Genomic DNA, 15,785 nt, shown 5'->3' on the forward strand with positions numbered 1-15,785 from the left:
GCAGGAAAACTGGCTTGTGTCTCGCCTGAGGAAAGGGCGTGAAAAGACGCGTCATTCTTTTTTGAGTCAGCCTTTTTTCATTGAGTCCGAACCTGTTATGCTGAAACTTTTTTGGAGAACCATTCGTATTTCCTACCGTAAGCCATTTTTTAGTAGAGAGGTCGTACGGTATGATCAAACGCATGTTTAACAAACGAAACATCAAATGGATGGTCGGTGGGGGACTAGTCGCTTGTGTCGCCTTCTGGTACAGTGTCGGTATTTTCGTCAATAAAGGGGAACGGCCACTCGCTGATGGGACGTCACCGTATGTCATCGTCCTCGGTGCGGGTGTCAAAGGAGAAAAACCGTCGCAAATCCTACATAACCGGATTCAGGCAGCTGCGGCATATGGGAAACAACATTCAGAAGTCCGCTTCATCTTGAGCGGTGGACAAGGTCCGGATGAAGATATTTCAGAAGCAGAGGCGATGCGTCGCGGGATGGTGGCATCTGGGATTGCTGAAGAACGGTTGATCCTTGAAGCCGACTCGACATCAACGACGGAAAATCTACAATTTTCAAAAGCGTTGTTGCCAAAGGACGTTCGTCGCGTCTCGATCGTCACGTCAGACTTTCATCTGTACCGTGCGCGACAAGAGGCGAAACAACTTGGTTTACAGACGGATGCGATTCCGGCTGAAACGCCACTTTCAGGAGTCCTTCGATTTGGAATGCGCGAACGCGTTGCGATCGTTGTTCAATTCCTACGCTAAAAACCCCGACATGCTGAACATGTCGGGGAGAAAGAAGAAGTGCATTGAATGATTAGATGCCTTCACCTTTATGTTTTTCCTCGGAAGATTGAGAATCATTTGCTTGTTTGTCGGAAGCATCATGCTCAGCAGGTGGTTCTTCTTTGCCGAGTGCGACATCCTTCGCTTCGACGACTTTATTGCTGATTGCATTCAAGTCACCTTTCGTCTCATTTACTGTCTCTTTCACCGTCGAGGCATCTGATTTCACCGTTTCAAGCTCTGTGTTCACTTTGTCATAGACATTTTGAACGTCAGATGCGACTTCTTGAATGATGCTTGAAGCACTCTTCACTTGATTGATGACTTGTGATGCTTTACCTGACGGATCTTCCTTAATAGAAGAAGCGAGGGTAGAGACGGAATCTTTCGCCCCCCGTAAACTCTGTTTCGTATTTTGGCGAGACGAAGAACTAAGTAGCGTCAATAGACCGCCGACAAGGGCACCGAGCAACATCCCTGTGACGAGATTGATTTGACGACCTGATGATTCTTCCTGATCGAACTGGCGATTCGGATGTTCTGCGTGTGCTGCGTGTGGATCATGTTGAAGCTTCGGTTCCATGATGAACACTCCCTTGAGATAATATTTAACCATGATATGGATATACCCTTGTGAGTGAATAAAAAACATTTAAAAATAACATGTATTTGAAATGAATATAAAAAAGACCATCGTGATATGATGGTCTAAGAGGTTCATTTGTTGGATGAATCATCATCATTTTCGTGACGAAGTTTTCGGTTGATTTCATCATAATCGATTTCGATATCATCTTTGTTGCCTTTGTAGCCATATCCTTTCGAAATGACGATGATCGAGGCGACCAAGACGAATACGATGATGAGAATGGAGACGACATATAACCACATAGTCCACTCCTCCTTTCGTTCACTTTCTAGTATGACGGAAAACGCAGCTTCCGTCTAAACGAAATTGTAGGTTGTGTGCTAAACTGATGTCAGATAAACATGTTAAACGGAACGAGGTGACGGCGTATGAGTATTTTGGTCGTAGATGATGAGTTAACGAATTTAATGCTCCTAGAGCGATTGTTAGAAAATGAAGGCTATGACGTCGTCAAGGCGATGAGTGGGGAAGAAGCAATCGAATTGATGGAGGATCCGTTATTCATCGAACAGTTGGACGTCGTTCTTCTCGACGTCGAAATGCCAGGAATCAGCGGAATCGAGGCGACACGTTTGATTCGAAAACGGTTTGGTCTTGATGAATTACCGATTCTGATCGTTTCCGGGCGATCAAACGAAGAAGATATCGTTGATGGACTGAATGCAGGAGCATCGGATTATACGACGAAACCGATCCGTAAAACGGAATTGCTCGCGCGAGTTCGTAACGCGATTGGTCTGAAGCAAGCAATCGATGCGCGAAAACGATATGAAAAAGTATTACAGGAAGACTTTGATTTGGCGCAAAAACTGCAACAGAGTGTGCTCAGTGCGAATATCGAAGACGATGAGATCCGCATCATGGCGACGTATATCCCTTCTAAAAAGCTCGCGGGAGATATGTACGCCTGGTACCGCATCTCTCAAAATAAATACGGCATCATCTTGTTTGACGTCATGGGACACGGTGTCTCTTCTGCGCTGATCACGATGGGAATGAGTTCGATTTTGTTCGAACTCGTGCACCGGATTGGTGATCCAGCACAAGTACTTGAAGAATTGAATCAGCAGATGAGTCGTTTGTTCCCGGGAGACGAGACAGAAATCTATTTCACTGCCGTTTACCTCTACATCGACCTAGATGAGATGAAGCTCAGCTATGCGAACGCAGGGCACCCACCTGGTTTGTTACGCATGAATGATCGAATCATTCCGCTTGAGAATACGGGACTTCCTGTCGGTATGTTCGAAGACTCGACGTATTCGAGCAAGACGATCGACATCGTCTCACCAGGATGTGTTTACTTGTACACGGATGGTTTCATGGAACTCTACAGTAAAGGCATTGATGAAGGAATCCATGCCATCCAGAATCTGATCGAACAACAAGGACCGAACATCCATCAGTTGATTCAACCGGATCAGAGCGATGAAGCGGATGACCTATGTCTCGTGACGGTCGAAATCAATTAACCTGTAAATGAAAAGACTCAGCGACGGAAGCACCGTCGCTGAGTCTTTTTTGAGTCATACAAGCTCTGGATCTACTTGAACTAAAAGAACCTTCTCCGCCATAAGATGAAGGCGGCAAGACCAGAGAAGAAGATCATCATACCGAAAACAATCCAGAATCCGATGACTTCTCCTTCCCATGGAACGTGGACGTTCATCCCGAACATCCCGGAAATCATCGTCGGAATCGAGATGACAATCGTAATTGAGGCAAGGAACTTCATAACGAAGTTGACGTTGTTCGAGATGACAGAACCAAACGTATCCATCGTCGAACTGATGATGTCTTTATAAATTTGAGCCATCTCCATCGCTTGTCGGTGTTCGACGAAGACGTCTTCCAGTAAATCTTCATCATCTTCATGTTTCTCAAGACTCGGTGTCTTAATGATTCGGTCGAGCACACCATCGTTCGATTTCAAGGACGTCATGAAATAGACCAATGATTTTTGAAGATTCATCAATTGAAAGATTTCTTGATTTCGCATCGAACGTTGAAGTTCTTCCTCAAGTTCGTCCATACGACGATCGATTTGACGCAAGAAACGTAAATACGAGGAACTGACTTTATAGAGAATCTGGAATACGAAGCGCGATCGGTAATTCGTCCGGAATCCTCGCAACTTACCACTCGAGAATAACGTCAGGACATCGAGCTGTTGCGAACAAACGGTGATGAAATGACGGGATGTCACGATGATACCGAGCGGAATCGTATTATAACGGCGTCCTGATGATTCTTCTTCGATGTAGGGAACGTCGACGATCATCAGTAGACCTTCTTCATCTTTTTCAAAACGTGGTTTTTCTTCCACGTCCAAAGGGTCATATATGAAATCCTCTGGAATATTCGTAGCAGCGATGACTTGGTCGGCTTCGTCCTTTGTCGGATTGACAAGATGGATCCAGGAACCCTTCGTGAACTCCTGTATCTCGTTGACTGCCCCGGTGACATCGCTTCGATAAATCGTCAACATATTGTCTATCCCTCCTGCTCTTCACTGTCTCATTATAGAAATAGATGTGACAGCGTGTAAATGATTCTCCGATTTTTTTTTACGAAGATTAGTGATAAGATGAAAACAGAGGAGGGGAAGACATGCCTTTTTTTAATGCTAAGAAGCTCGAAGAACTTCAATCGATTGCGGGTGGGGATCACGCGTTCCTTCAAAAAATCGGAGAAACGTATATCGCGCAGTTCGATCGAAAGTTTCCTGAACTAAAAGATGCCGTCGCCAAGCAAGATGCTGAGCAAACTGAAAAGCTCGCTCACTTGCTAAAAGGTGCTTCCTATTCCGTTGCCGCTGATGATTTAGCTGATGATTTCGAACTGCTTGAAAAAGAAGCAGAATCTGGTTCAATGACCGGAACACAAGAAATCGTCGATCGGATTGAGCAATGCATGGTGGAATTCCGTGTCGTCTGGCTCGATGTGTTTACTGGAAAAAATCTTGACGCGCTGCGTTGAGCAATCGAATAGATCAAAAAAGCCGACATGCTGTCGGCTTTTTTCTTATAAGACGTATGAATCGACCGTTTCGATCAAACGACCGATTTCCGGTTTCGTGATTTGTGCATTGACACCAACCGACTCACCTTTATGGCGTAAATCGTCGGAAATCAAGGAAGAGAAGACGATGATTGGCAATTCCGCATAACGATCATCTTCACGGAGTCGTTTCGTCAAGTGTAGTCCATCCATCTTCGGCATCTCGATATCGGTGATCAGGAGGTCGCAGTTGCTTCCGTTTTCAAACGCATCAAAAGCGTCCTTACCATTGATGAACCATTTCAGACCATGGTAACCGGCTTCCTCGAGTGTTTCGATGATCAATGTCCGAAGCATTTCCGAGTCTTCGGCGATCCAGATGACTTTGTCGGACCGGTCACGGGACTGGACGCGACGCCCTTCTTCGCGGGCGAAGATATCCTTGCGTGAGAGCTCAAGTGCGATTTTTTCGTAGTCGAGCAAGATGATCATCTTGTCGCCCGTTTTGACGACACCGTTCGTTAATCCCTCAATGCCACGAGCGAGTTCGTTTGGTGTATCGATCTGTTCCCATGAGATACGACGGATTTCCGTCACGGAATCTACACGCAGGACGCTCTTTTCCCCATTAAATTCACAGATGATCAATCGATCCTCGGTTGCTTCATCGTGAGGAACACCGATGACGGTCGGCAAATCGATGACCGTCATGACTTCGCCACGGAGTTCAATCAATCCTTTGACAGCATCCGGTGTACCTGGGAGTGGTGTCATCGGGAGCGGAACGATGATTTCCCGGACCTTCATGACGTTGATTCCAAACGTGTATGGTCCGCAATGGAAGATGACGATCTCGAGTTCGTTCGTGCCGGCTTCTAATAAAATATCGTGCTGATTATACATATGGTTGTGCCCCTTTCCATTACCTTCACTTCACTTCTGACTAGTTATCGGCATGCTACGCTGAAAATTCTAGTTCTGAATTGACAAAAAAAGTGTTGTAATCGCTTTCATAATATGTTAAGCAAAAAGTTTGGCATTTGTCAGACCAATTGATTACAATAAGCTATGCAGCCACACACTGAAATGAGAGAGATAAAAATAAATGGAGGTAGAGTGGAATGACTACAGCAACAACCTACACATTTTTACTAGATGGACAATGGCATGAAAGTGAATCAAAAGAGACAATTGAAATCTCTTCACCATATAAAGAGGATCTTGTCGGTCGCGTTCAAGCGATGACGAAACCGGAAGTCGATCGTGCCATCGCTTCAGCGAAAGCGGCACAAGCAGAGTGGGCAAAACAACCAGCGAACAAACGGGCTGAATTGCTTCACGCTTGGGCAACGGAACTCGAAAAACGTGCGGACGAAATCGGTGAAGTCATCATGCGCGAAGTCGGTAAAGGACGTGCAGATGGCGTCAAAGAGGTCAAACGGACAGCTGAAATCATTCGCTACACAGCGGAAGAAGGTCTCCGTTTCGACGGTCAGATGATGCAAGGGGATTCGTTCCCTGGTGGTAGCGCGAAAAAAATCGCGGTCATCAAAAAAGCACCACTCGGCGTCGTGCTTGCAATTTCACCGTTCAACTACCCAGTCAACTTGGCAGCAGCGAAACTCTCACCTGCCCTCATGACAGGAAACGCCGTCGTCTTCAAACCGGCAACACAAGGTTCGATCAGCGGTATCTTGATGGTCGAGGCACTCGTCGCAGCAGGTCTTCCAGCTGGACTCGTCAACATCGTCACAGGTCGTGGATCGGTCATCGGTGATTACTTGACGGCTCACCCAGGCATCAACATGATCACATTTACTGGTGGTACAGGCACAGGACAACATTTGTCGCGTCAATCGGCAATGATTCCACTTGTCCTTGAACTTGGTGGAAAAGACCCAGCGCTCGTTCTTGAAGATGCGAATCTGTCACTTGCGGCAGACCATATCATCAGTGGGGCGTTCTCTTACTCAGGTCAACGTTGTACAGCAATCAAACGCGTCTTCGTTCTTGATCACCAAGCGGATGCACTCATCGAAGAACTCAAGACACGAATCGCGAAATTGACAGTCGGTTCACCTGAACAAGACAGTGTCGTCGTACCGCTCATCGATACGAAATCAGCGGACTTCGTCGAAGGCTTGATCACGGACGCAACAGACAAAGGCGCAACACTCGTCACAGGTGGCGGACGTACGGCGAACTTGATCGAACCAACACTTCTTGACAACGTGACACGCGATATGCGCGTTGCTTGGGAAGAGCCGTTCGGACCAGTTCTTCCAATCATCCGTGTCAACTCGGTCGACGAAATGATTGCATACTCAAACGAATCAGAATACGGTCTTCAAGCAAGTGTCTTCACAGAGAACATCGATGCTGCGTTTGCAGTAGCGGATGCGCTTGAAACAGGTTCTGTTCAAATCAATGGTCGGACGGAACGTGGTCCTGACCACTTCCCATTCATCGGTGTGAAATCATCGGGTCTCGGCGTTCAAGGCGTCGGACGTAGCCTCGCTTCGATGACACGCGACAAATTAACAGTCCTCAACTTAAAATAAGTTTCTGACCGACCTTTCAATCTGCGGAAAGGTCGGTTTTTTGTGCATCCATTTCTCGCGCTTTAACGTAAGCTAGAAAACAAATGTTACCCTTTGACGCACAAAGTTTGGCGCTATAGCTTCATTCTCTCTATAATGAAAGAAAATGGACGAGAGAAAAGAGGCGTGTAGGTATGACTGTATCAGACGAAATCATCCCGATTCCGATTCCGACACCATTTCCGGTTGGAGACGTGAACTGCTATGTACTACGAACGGAAGGGGAAAACATCCTCATTGATTGTGGACCGGATACGCTTGAAGCATGGCAAACGATGCAACGGACGCTTGCGCGACATGAACTTCAGGTCGAGGATTTAGATCGTGTCATCGTGACACATCACCATGCGGATCATGCTGGGATGGCACATCGCTTTTCAGAGAAAGGCATTCCCGTCTATGGACATGCGCGATTACGCCCATACTTGGAACAGGACGAGACCTTCTTAAACAACGGGGACGTATTCTTGCGTCGATTGGCGACATCGTTTGGCGTTCCGCTAGCGATTCAAGAGATGTTACCAAGCTATCAATCTGCCTTGAAATGGCTTGGAAAAGGTCAACTTGATTTCACATTAAAAGAAGGCGACGCGATTACGCCGTCTGGGCGATACCGGGTCATCGAACTACCGGGGCATGCAAGTGACCAAATCGGAATACTAAGTGACGATGGTGTGTTGTTCGCGGCTGATCACCTGCTCGACCGGGTCGAGCCGAATCCATTGCTCGAGCAACCACAACCAGGTGATGATGTGCTCGTAAAACGTCCTGTTCTTGCGTATTTTGACTCTTTAGAAAAATTACAAAGTGAGCAGATTCGAATCGCCTACACTGGACATGGTGCTCCGATTCGAGATGTTGCGGTACTCGTCGAAGAACGATTGATGCAACGCAAAGCACGTGGTGATCAGCTCTTGAAGTATTTTACGGGAGAACATACGTTATTCGAATTAGCACAAGTGACGTATGGAAACCGATTAAAAAAATCATTCCCTCTTGTCATGAGTGAGATGAAAGCACGCCTCGATACACTCGTCGCCCGCGGTGCGATCACGGTCGAGAAACGATCAGGTATCCTCTACTATTCAAAAGCGGAGGAAGTCTAATGCAACTCATCAACCGGACGATCGTCATCACAGGTGCTTCAAGTGGACTCGGGGAAGCACTGGCGCGCACTCTGCATAAAGAAGGCGCAAACTTGATTTTAATTGCACGACGCGAGGATCGATTACAAACGTTAGCATCTGAACTCCAGGCAGACTACCTGGTCTACGATTTGGAAAAGGCGCCTGAAATTCTTGCGAAAACACTCGCAAATCGTTATGGACGGATTGATATTTTGATTAATAACGCAGGTTTCGGGGAATTCAGCTTCCTAGCCGATACCTCGATTGAAACGATTGAATCGATGCACCGGATCAACGTCTTAAGTCCCGTTCGCTTAACGAAGGCATGTCTGCCATTACTCAGAGAGGGTGGCATGATCGTCAACGTGGCCAGTCAGGCCGGAAAACTACCGACACCGAAATCGACGATCTATTGCATGACGAAAGCAGCGATGTTGCAGTTTTCGAACGCGTTACGTCTGGAGTTACGTCCAAAAGGCATCCACGTCATGACGGTCAATCCAGGGCCGATCGCGACAGAATTTTTTGTCCGTGCGGATGTCGACCGGAAGTATGAGCAAAATGTCGCTTCCATCGTCCTATCGAAAGAACGACTAGCTTCGACTGTCGTCCGAGCAATAGAGCGGCGTAAACGTGAAGTCAATGCACCATGGTGGATGGAGTTATCGGCAAAAGGATACGGCGTGATGCCACGGTTGATCGAGTGGTTAGGAAAACCGGGCTTCGATAAAAAGTGATGACGGAGGAGAACGATAAATGAAAACAAAGGTAATCAGCTTTCTTGCCCTAGGTACGCTGCTCGCAGGCTGTGGTACACCGGATGCGACACCGGAACCGAAGAATGTCTTAGGGACTTCTTATCAGACGATCGAAAAAGAAGCGGAAAAATCAACGGTTCGGATGTATATGTGGGGCGGCGATGACGGCATCAATGCCTACATCGATGAGTATGTAGCACCGCGTCTGAAGAAGGAACACAACATCACGTTAGAACGGGTCCCGATCGAGACGGCGGATATCATTCAAAAACTGCGTGCTGAGAAACAGGCAGGTAAGGAAAAAGGTGTCATCGATGTCGTCTGGATCAATGGCGATAATTTTTTAAATGCTAAAAAAGATGATTTACTCTATGGAGAAATCACAAAAGTCCTCCCGAACATGAAATATGTTGATGCTGCCGCACAGAGTTCAGATAGTGGTACGAAAACAGACGGACTTGAAGCCGCATGGGGGAAAGTTCAATATACGTTGCACTATGACGCAGCTGACGTGAAGTCGCCACCGACCGACTTGAAAGCACTGAAGTCATGGGTTAAGGAAAATCCAGGACGTTTCACTTATCCGGAAGTGACGGACTTTACGGGGAATGCCTTCGTCCGCCACGTCATGTATGGTGTCGAATCGAATGAAACCTTAAAAGACCCGAAAGCAGACTTCAAGAAGACATGGACTTATTTGAACGAAATCAAACCGTATCTCTGGAAAAAAGGGAAGACCTATCCAAAGACACTTGCCCAACTCGATCAGTTATACGCGAAGGGAGACGTTGATTTCACGATGGGCTTCAACGAACGACGGGCTGAACAAGAAGTGAAGTCAGGAACGTTTCCGAAACAAACACGTCCGATCGTCTTGAAGGATGGATCAATCGCGTCGACGCATTTCCTTTCCGTACCGTTCAACGCACCGAATCCGAAGGGCGCACTCGTAGCGATCAATACGTTGTTATCACCAGAAGCACAGTTGAAAAAATACGATGCGACGTATTGGGGAGACGGAACGAGTCTTGATTTATCGACACTTGATTCATCAGAACAAAAGCAATTCGCTGATGTACCGGCTGCACCGTCGACACCAAAGCCAAGCGTCTTTGAAGGAAAGGTCCGGACGGAACTCGACCCATCCATTTTCGAGATGATCCGTAAGGAATGGCCGTCTCGTGTGGCGCGGTAACGCGTATCCTGCTGCACTCTTGATGGCAGGGATGGTCTTATACGGGTTATGGGTCAGTATCTCGATGACGACATCTGCTGATTACCGCGAGCTACTGACGGATGAGGTCTTTTTAGAGAGTCTAGCCGTCAGCAGTTACGTGGCCATCATCAGTACGGTGCTCGCGCTGATCATTGGTGTGGTGCTCGCAAGGCTCTTGAGCAGAACACGACTAGCTGCGTTACTTGCGATTCCTTTATTTATCCCTCATCTAGGAGCAGCATACCTCGCGATTCTCTATTTGAGTGATGTGCCTGTCATCGGACCGCATGAAGGGAATTATTTTAGTGTCATCCTGACGTATCTGTATAAAGAAATTCCGTTCGTGTTTTTTTATCTCTTACCGGTGGTCCGGCGCCTTGATTCGCGTTATCAAGAACTCGGTATGATGCTCGGTTTATCACCAGTGCGCCGATTCTGGCATGCGCGGGGCGTTTTCCTACTCGTTCCGATGCTTGAGGCAGCATTTATCTTGCTTGCCTTCATCCTGTTCGCATATGAGATTCCAGCACTGCTCGGCGTGACCTATCCAAAATTACTTGGCGTCTATGCATTCGATTTGTATACACAAGGCGATTTATCGGAGCAACCACTCGCTTTTGCAATGAGTGTCGTCTTGACGGGAGGACTCTTCCTCCTGCTATTGCTTATGACTGGTTTGACACGCCCACTGGCAACGAAGATCAGTAGGGGGCGAAGCGAATGATGAAAAAAATCAGTGTGACCGTATTCGTTGTACTCCTGTTCATCGTTCCTTTAATTGGTTTGATTCCAGGAGAGTGGAATTGGAATCCGCGCCTAGAAGCGACGCTCGGCACGACCGTCGCGATGATTTGTGCCGTCGTATTGTTAAATCATCTCTTCGGATACATGGCAGGAAAAGCGATTGCCTTTCAAACGGGGAAACGGATTCGTATAGCAGAGTTCTTGATTAGTTTGCCGCTGTTCGTTCCCGTGTTATTGCTATCATTCGGTCTCTATTTGACATGGATCCGTCTTGGTTTGGCAGATCGATTTTTTGGTGTCCTGCTCGTGTTGCTTCTGCCGACCTTACCCTATACAGTTCGCTTGTACACGAACGGATTTCAGGCGCTCGGAGAACGGATGCTTGAACAGATGGTCTTGATTGAGGGAAACCGGTTCAAGCGTTGGTTCTATTTGACGGGACCGATGCTTCGGTCGACGTTACAATCCGTGACGCTACTCGTCACGGTGATCACGATCAGTCAGTATGCACTAGTTGCGTTAATTGGTGGTGGGATCGTCCGCATGATATCACTCGAAGTATTCCCGGCGTATTCTGGTAATTCGCAAGGGGCGGCGCGTCTAGCGACGCTGTGGTTGATCGGGTTGCCCATTCTCTTTTATGCTGGACAAGCCGTTATTTTTTCTAGTTGGATACGAATCGTACGGAGGCGTTTAAATGGAAGTCACGATACAACAAGTCAATAAACGATTTGGAACGAAGCATGTATTGTCTGATATCGATGTAAATATCGCATCTGGACAATGTGTGGCTTTAGTCGGACCGAGTGGTAGTGGGAAAACGACATTACTCCGTCTGATTGCAGGTCTTGAGCGCGTGACGAGCGGAATGATTCAGTTCGGCGACCGAGATGTCACTGTTCTTTCGCCGAATCAACGTGGTGTGACGATGATGTTTCAACGGTCGCTATTGTTCCCACATTTGAACGTCGAACAAAACATCCGTCTCGGTGCAAAACAATTAACACCGATCGAGCTCGAATCCTGGTTACATCGCGTCGGACTCGAGGGAAGAGGGAAAAGTGCTGTCCATGAACTGTCAGGGGGCGAACAGCAGCGAGCGAGTTTAGCTCGTGCGCTGGCGAGTCAACCGGACTTCTTGTTGCTCGATGAACCGTTCTCGAGTCTAGATGTACCGAGACGACGGGAACTTCGGACATTGATTCGGAAGTTGACCGAGGAACAAGGTGTCACGACGCTCCTTGTCACACACGATCGGGAAGAGGCAATGGCGATGGCAGATGTCGTTTATGTCTTAGAACAGGGGCGAATCGTCGATCATGGTACACCGATTACGCTGAGCCAGACCAGCCCGTTTTTTGGCGAAGGCATTCAGATTGAAGAAACATGGCATCCGCTGACGGCAGTCAACTTGGTCTCAAGACCGACGAAGGAGACGGATGAACGTGTTACGATTACGAAAGAACTCATTCAATACGGCGTTCGCTTCTACGAAGTCGAACGGGCGTCCGGAGAACGGCTCGTGCTTTCTTCAGACGAGACGATTCATGAGAAAGAAGGCTATATCGTTAGAAAGGAGGGGTGACATGTTAGATACGCGTGCGCGTAAAATCGTTCAACCCCTGTTTGATCAAGGGGCGACCTTGTTTAAGAAAATTGGATTATCGGCGACACAGGTGACGATCATTTCCGGCATCATCGGTGGTGCGACGGGCTTTTTCGTTTATAACGATATGATGGGAACGGCGATTGTCTTATTGTGGATCTCGGGCATGCTTGATGTCATCGATGGAACGATGGCACGAAAAGAAAAGACAACTCCGATTGGTACGATTCTTGACCTTGTGCTCGACCGGATCGTCGAGCTGTCAGTGCTGATTGGTCTTGCACTCCGATTTCCGGAAACGCAGGTCGTTATTCTGTTGCTCGTCGCATCATTCGTCATTGGGATGACGATGTTCCTTGCAATCGGAGCAGTCAGTGAAAATTACGGCTACAAGTCGTTTCAATATCAACCGGGACTCGTCGAGCGGACGGAAGGGTTCTTATTCCTAACAGCGATGATCCTGTTCCCAAGTGCCATCATTTGGATCGCAATTGTCTTCTTGATTGCTGAACTCTATACGGTCGGGGAGCGGTTCCATCAAGCTTCGAAGGTGTTGCGATGAGTGAACAAGAGATGATCATGACCGTGGATCGAGCGGGCAACCTGCTCGGACCTCGTCCACGATCAGAAGTCCACGCAAACGGCTTGTGGCATGAAACGTTTCATTGTTTCGTCTATGATCCAAAGCGGGACGTCGTGTTGCTCCAGCAACGGTCTGAACAAAAGAAGGACTTTCCAGGAATGCTTGATATCACGGCAGCGGGTCACTTGCTTGCGAATGAGACAGTCGAGGATGGTGTCCGGGAACTCGAGGAAGAGATTGGTTTGACGTGTACGTTTGATCAATTGATACCGCTTGGCATCCAGGAAGAGGAGTTTCGGGATGCGTCACTATGGGACTGTGAGCGATGCCATGTCTTTCTTGCTCGAAGTGATCAAGCGATAGACGCATACGTCCTCCAGGAAACAGAAGTGAAGCGATTGATTGCTTTTTCGATCGAGCAGTTTGAGCGAATTGCTGACATGTCCATCGAGCGTATTCAGGACACGACAGGCGAGTGGTTCGATCGTCGTCAATTCGTTCCGCATCCTTCTTCTTACTGGAGACATGTACGACAGGGAATCGAGCAATTACGTAAATAGAAAGAATGGGAAAGAAATAACGCATGAAGACCTACGATCGAATGTGATTTCGCTCGCAGGTCTTTTTTTAATCGTACATTCGTTCGACGCAAGAGTAGCGAAATTAAGATATATTTGAGATAATTAAGTATATATACAAAAGAAGGAAAGAAGGTGCAGCCAGTGGCATTACGATTTGCACTACTCGGGCTGCTGACCCAAGGGGAAGCGACCGGTTACGATTTAAGCGCGACTTTTAAAAAACAGATGATCCACTTCTGGACCGCACACCATACTCAAATATACCGAGAGTTGTTGAAAATGGAAGAGGCAGAGCTCGTGACGAGTGTTCATATCGTCCAAGAAGACTTGCCGGACAAGAAAGTCTATTCGATTACCGATAAAGGGCGTACGGAGCTCGTTGAATGGTTACGGACACCAAATGAATTCAAACCGAAGATGAAGGATGAGAACTTGATGCGGGTGTCGCTCTTGCATCTGCTCCCACCAGAGGAAGCCGTTGCTTATTTGGAAGAGTCGAAGCGGCACCATCAATTTGCCGTTGAGATGATGCATAGTTGGCGTCACGACCACCTCGAGAACGGTGCAACACTAGGGGAGACCTTGACGAGTGAGTACGGCTTGCGTATGATGTTGAATTACTTGGATTGGTGTGACTGGGCAATCGCGGAAATCAAAAAGAATGAAGCAAACGTCTAACAATATTGGCTCGACTGTCATGTAGATGGCGGATTCGAGCCAGTTTTATTTTGTAATAGGATTTAGTAAGGAGAGAATCGATGTACTTTAATGACTATGAAGACTGGATTGAGGAAGAGGCGGAAGCCTTATTTCACTTACATGAAGAACCGCTGATACGAGAAGCGATCTCGTATTCGCAATTTACGGCGTATGTAGAAGAGGCACTCCTTGAACCATTATTGCTGAAATTACGTTGGCTCGGAGAAGCAGAAGAAGAGGAGATTCTAGAACGAGCGGATTCAATCGTTTGGGAGAATGCCTCAGGTCATTCGGAAGCTTCCCTTCGGCGAGATGTGTTACGACGGGTCGTCGAGCGAGACTTTACTGCGCATATCCTCGCGTACCTCACACCAATTCTTGAAGCGAGACAAGCCACTTATGAGGCGGAATTGAAGCAGCTTCAATTGGCGCATGCTGAACAAATAGATGAGGTCAAACAACACGAGCAACAGATTGAACTCGGACCACCACCTAAAAAGGTCAAAAAATGGTGGTATCTCAAAGAAAAAGAAGTAGCACGTTCCTATACGGAGGAAGAACGATCTGCGCTACAGGCACAACAGCAACAACTCGAGGACGAGTTAAAGCGACTCGAACAAAAAAAACGTGAGACTGAAGCTGATCTCGAACGATTGGATTCACTTCACCGATTGTAATTCACGCCAAAAAAATGGAGCAGACGACGTTATGTCGTTTGCTCCATTTTGTATAAAGGTATCGTATTAAGCTTGTGTCGCAAGTTTCGCAAGGACAAGTTTCGCGACCGCTTCACTTGAAGCCGGGTTTTGTCCTGTGACGACGTTGCCGTCGATGACTGCGAATTCCTTACCAGCATCCGATGTCAGGAAAGTAGCGCCTTCACCACGAAGTGTCGTCTCAAGCAAGAATGGTACTTTATCTTCGAGACCTGTCGATTTTTCTTCTTCGTCTGTGAAGCCGTTGATTTGACGACCTGATACGAAAGGTTTGCCATCGATCATGACGTGTGCGAAGGCCGCTGGACCGTGACAGACTGATGCGACGACGCCATCTTTTTTGATGACAGCTTCAATGGCACCAGCCACTTGTGGGTTATTCGGGAAGTCGACGACTGCACCGTGACCACCTGGGAAGTAAACAGCATCAAATGATGCTGGATCGACTTCCGAGAGTGCTTTCGTGTCGTGCAATGCACGGCGTGCATCTTGGAATTTTGGCAAGATTTCTTTGACGATCGATGCTTTATCGATCGGGACGTCGCCACCTTTGATCGAAGTGACCGTCACGTCATGTCCTGCATCCTTAAACAGGTTGTATGGTGCTGCGAACTCTTCGAACCATAATCCTGTTTTGTGACCATTCATGTCATCTGCACTTGTTGATACGATTAAAATACGAGCCATAATAAAACTCCTCCTCTGTATGAACGTTACAAAGAAGGAGTTT

General features: G+C 47.4%; 19 protein-coding genes. 14 read left to right on the plus strand and 5 right to left on the minus strand.

Annotated elements, in window-relative coordinates; all coding sequences use genetic code 11:
• Positions 1 to 170 precede the first annotated feature (170 nt).
• Positions 171 to 755, plus strand: coding sequence for a YdcF family protein (locus ASF99_RS03925; protein WP_055967058.1), 585 nt, complete (start codon positions 171 to 173; stop codon positions 753 to 755).
• A 52-nt stretch (positions 756 to 807) separates the two neighbouring features.
• Here ASF99_RS03925 and ASF99_RS03930 read toward each other — a convergent pair whose 3' ends face one another.
• Both ASF99_RS03930 and ytzI read right to left on the minus strand, forming a co-directional pair.
• Positions 808 to 1,359, minus strand: a complete 552-nt coding sequence (locus ASF99_RS03930) for a hypothetical protein (RefSeq protein ID WP_023467655.1) — start codon at positions 1,357 to 1,359, stop codon at positions 808 to 810.
• 134 nt (positions 1,360 to 1,493) lie between these two features.
• Positions 1,494 to 1,667 (minus strand): YtzI protein, encoded by a 174-nt coding sequence (ytzI, locus tag ASF99_RS17200; protein WP_023467656.1) that lies wholly within the window; start codon positions 1,665 to 1,667, stop codon positions 1,494 to 1,496.
• A 126-nt stretch (positions 1,668 to 1,793) separates the two neighbouring features.
• Between ytzI and ASF99_RS03935 the strand changes: the two genes are divergently transcribed.
• Complete coding sequence (locus tag ASF99_RS03935) at positions 1,794 to 2,897, plus strand: PP2C family protein-serine/threonine phosphatase (RefSeq protein WP_023467657.1); 1,104 nt, start codon at positions 1,794 to 1,796, stop codon at positions 2,895 to 2,897.
• Between the two features lie 80 nt (positions 2,898 to 2,977).
• Here the strand turns inward: ASF99_RS03935 and ASF99_RS03940 are convergent, their stop codons facing one another.
• Positions 2,978 to 3,913 carry a magnesium transporter CorA family protein gene (locus tag ASF99_RS03940; protein ID WP_023467658.1) on the minus strand — a complete coding sequence of 312 codons (936 nt, stop codon included), beginning with the start codon at positions 3,911 to 3,913 and terminating at the stop codon, positions 2,978 to 2,980.
• A gap of 122 nt (positions 3,914 to 4,035) precedes the next feature.
• Between ASF99_RS03940 and ASF99_RS03945 the strand changes: the two genes are divergently transcribed.
• On the plus strand, positions 4,036 to 4,404 hold the full coding sequence (locus ASF99_RS03945) for an Hpt domain-containing protein (RefSeq protein ID WP_023467659.1): 369 nt from the start codon (positions 4,036 to 4,038) through the stop codon (positions 4,402 to 4,404).
• Positions 4,405 to 4,449: 45 nt separating this feature from the next.
• Here ASF99_RS03945 and ASF99_RS03950 read toward each other — a convergent pair whose 3' ends face one another.
• The gene (locus tag ASF99_RS03950; protein ID WP_055967060.1) at positions 4,450 to 5,328 is read right to left on the minus strand and encodes a chemotaxis protein CheV; all 879 of its coding nucleotides are present in this window, start codon (positions 5,326 to 5,328) and stop codon (positions 4,450 to 4,452) included.
• Between the two features lie 218 nt (positions 5,329 to 5,546).
• On the opposite strand from ASF99_RS03950, the gene ASF99_RS03955 reads away from it, so the two are divergent.
• The 11 genes from ASF99_RS03955 to ASF99_RS04005 all read left to right on the plus strand — a co-directional run bounded on the left by ASF99_RS03955 (position 5,547) and on the right by ASF99_RS04005 (position 15,016).
• The gene (locus ASF99_RS03955) at positions 5,547 to 6,986 is read left to right on the plus strand and encodes an NADP-dependent glyceraldehyde-3-phosphate dehydrogenase (protein ID WP_055967063.1); all 1,440 of its coding nucleotides are present in this window, start codon (positions 5,547 to 5,549) and stop codon (positions 6,984 to 6,986) included.
• A gap of 173 nt (positions 6,987 to 7,159) precedes the next feature.
• Positions 7,160 to 8,131 carry an MBL fold metallo-hydrolase gene (locus tag ASF99_RS03960; RefSeq protein ID WP_055967066.1) on the plus strand — a complete coding sequence of 324 codons (972 nt, stop codon included), beginning with the start codon at positions 7,160 to 7,162 and terminating at the stop codon, positions 8,129 to 8,131.
• Positions 8,131 to 8,889 carry an SDR family NAD(P)-dependent oxidoreductase gene (locus ASF99_RS03965; RefSeq protein WP_055967069.1) on the plus strand — a complete coding sequence of 253 codons (759 nt, stop codon included), beginning with the start codon at positions 8,131 to 8,133 and terminating at the stop codon, positions 8,887 to 8,889. The genes ASF99_RS03960 and ASF99_RS03965 overlap by 1 nt, the downstream gene beginning before the upstream one ends.
• A gap of 19 nt (positions 8,890 to 8,908) precedes the next feature.
• Positions 8,909 to 10,105, plus strand: a complete 1,197-nt coding sequence (locus tag ASF99_RS03970) for an ABC transporter substrate-binding protein (RefSeq protein ID WP_055967072.1) — start codon at positions 8,909 to 8,911, stop codon at positions 10,103 to 10,105.
• The gene (locus tag ASF99_RS03975; RefSeq protein WP_035398208.1) at positions 10,092 to 10,850 is read left to right on the plus strand and encodes an ABC transporter permease; all 759 of its coding nucleotides are present in this window, start codon (positions 10,092 to 10,094) and stop codon (positions 10,848 to 10,850) included. Before ASF99_RS03970 ends, ASF99_RS03975 begins: the two co-directional genes overlap by 14 nt.
• Positions 10,847 to 11,596, plus strand: a complete 750-nt coding sequence (locus ASF99_RS03980; RefSeq protein ID WP_023467666.1) for a hypothetical protein — start codon at positions 10,847 to 10,849, stop codon at positions 11,594 to 11,596. The genes ASF99_RS03975 and ASF99_RS03980 overlap by 4 nt, the downstream gene beginning before the upstream one ends.
• Complete coding sequence (locus ASF99_RS03985; RefSeq protein ID WP_055967078.1) at positions 11,568 to 12,455, plus strand: ABC transporter ATP-binding protein; 888 nt, start codon at positions 11,568 to 11,570, stop codon at positions 12,453 to 12,455. The genes ASF99_RS03980 and ASF99_RS03985 overlap by 29 nt, the downstream gene beginning before the upstream one ends.
• A gap of 1 nt (position 12,456) precedes the next feature.
• Complete coding sequence (locus ASF99_RS03990; protein WP_023467668.1) at positions 12,457 to 13,038, plus strand: CDP-alcohol phosphatidyltransferase family protein; 582 nt, start codon at positions 12,457 to 12,459, stop codon at positions 13,036 to 13,038.
• On the plus strand, positions 13,035 to 13,619 hold the full coding sequence (locus ASF99_RS03995) for an NUDIX hydrolase (protein WP_023467669.1): 585 nt from the start codon (positions 13,035 to 13,037) through the stop codon (positions 13,617 to 13,619). Before ASF99_RS03990 ends, ASF99_RS03995 begins: the two co-directional genes overlap by 4 nt.
• Positions 13,620 to 13,781: 162 nt before the next feature.
• Positions 13,782 to 14,318 carry a PadR family transcriptional regulator gene (locus tag ASF99_RS04000; protein ID WP_023467670.1) on the plus strand — a complete coding sequence of 179 codons (537 nt, stop codon included), beginning with the start codon at positions 13,782 to 13,784 and terminating at the stop codon, positions 14,316 to 14,318.
• A gap of 80 nt (positions 14,319 to 14,398) precedes the next feature.
• Positions 14,399 to 15,016 (plus strand): hypothetical protein, encoded by a 618-nt coding sequence (locus ASF99_RS04005; RefSeq protein WP_055967081.1) that lies wholly within the window; start codon positions 14,399 to 14,401, stop codon positions 15,014 to 15,016.
• Positions 15,017 to 15,082: 66 nt separating this feature from the next.
• On the opposite strand, the gene ASF99_RS04010 is transcribed toward ASF99_RS04005, so the two are convergent.
• On the minus strand, positions 15,083 to 15,742 hold the full coding sequence (locus ASF99_RS04010) for a type 1 glutamine amidotransferase domain-containing protein (RefSeq protein WP_023467672.1): 660 nt from the start codon (positions 15,740 to 15,742) through the stop codon (positions 15,083 to 15,085).
• Positions 15,743 to 15,785: the final 43 nt, after the last annotated feature.

Origin of the sequence: Exiguobacterium sp. Leaf187 (assembly GCF_001423925.1) — a bacterium.
Classification (GTDB): Bacteria; Bacillota; Bacilli; order Exiguobacteriales; family Exiguobacteriaceae; genus Exiguobacterium_A; species Exiguobacterium_A indicum.

What these genes read in the sequence shown, in the direction of transcription:
- ASF99_RS03925 (WP_055967058.1), top strand. Translation starts at nt 171, where the DNA reads ATGATCAAACGCATGTTTAACAAACGAAACATCAAATGGATGGTCGGT.
- ASF99_RS03930 (WP_023467655.1), bottom strand. Translation starts at nt 1,359, where the DNA reads ATGGAACCGAAGCTTCAACATGATCCACACGCAGCACACGCAGAACAT.
- ytzI (WP_023467656.1), bottom strand. Translation starts at nt 1,667, where the DNA reads ATGTGGTTATATGTCGTCTCCATTCTCATCATCGTATTCGTCTTGGTC.
- ASF99_RS03935 (WP_023467657.1), top strand. Translation starts at nt 1,794, where the DNA reads ATGAGTATTTTGGTCGTAGATGATGAGTTAACGAATTTAATGCTCCTA.
- ASF99_RS03940 (WP_023467658.1), bottom strand. Translation starts at nt 3,913, where the DNA reads ATGTTGACGATTTATCGAAGCGATGTCACCGGGGCAGTCAACGAGATA.
- ASF99_RS03945 (WP_023467659.1), top strand. Translation starts at nt 4,036, where the DNA reads ATGCCTTTTTTTAATGCTAAGAAGCTCGAAGAACTTCAATCGATTGCG.
- ASF99_RS03950 (WP_055967060.1), bottom strand. Translation starts at nt 5,328, where the DNA reads ATGTATAATCAGCACGATATTTTATTAGAAGCCGGCACGAACGAACTC.
- ASF99_RS03955 (WP_055967063.1), top strand. Translation starts at nt 5,547, where the DNA reads ATGACTACAGCAACAACCTACACATTTTTACTAGATGGACAATGGCAT.
- ASF99_RS03960 (WP_055967066.1), top strand. Translation starts at nt 7,160, where the DNA reads ATGACTGTATCAGACGAAATCATCCCGATTCCGATTCCGACACCATTT.
- ASF99_RS03965 (WP_055967069.1), top strand. Translation starts at nt 8,131, where the DNA reads ATGCAACTCATCAACCGGACGATCGTCATCACAGGTGCTTCAAGTGGA.
- ASF99_RS03970 (WP_055967072.1), top strand. Translation starts at nt 8,909, where the DNA reads ATGAAAACAAAGGTAATCAGCTTTCTTGCCCTAGGTACGCTGCTCGCA.
- ASF99_RS03980 (WP_023467666.1), top strand. Translation starts at nt 10,847, where the DNA reads ATGATGAAAAAAATCAGTGTGACCGTATTCGTTGTACTCCTGTTCATC.
- ASF99_RS03985 (WP_055967078.1), top strand. Translation starts at nt 11,568, where the DNA reads ATGGAAGTCACGATACAACAAGTCAATAAACGATTTGGAACGAAGCAT.
- ASF99_RS03990 (WP_023467668.1), top strand. Translation starts at nt 12,457, where the DNA reads ATGTTAGATACGCGTGCGCGTAAAATCGTTCAACCCCTGTTTGATCAA.
- ASF99_RS03995 (WP_023467669.1), top strand. Translation starts at nt 13,035, where the DNA reads ATGAGTGAACAAGAGATGATCATGACCGTGGATCGAGCGGGCAACCTG.
- ASF99_RS04005 (WP_055967081.1), top strand. Translation starts at nt 14,399, where the DNA reads ATGTACTTTAATGACTATGAAGACTGGATTGAGGAAGAGGCGGAAGCC.
- ASF99_RS04010 (WP_023467672.1), bottom strand. Translation starts at nt 15,742, where the DNA reads ATGGCTCGTATTTTAATCGTATCAACAAGTGCAGATGACATGAATGGT.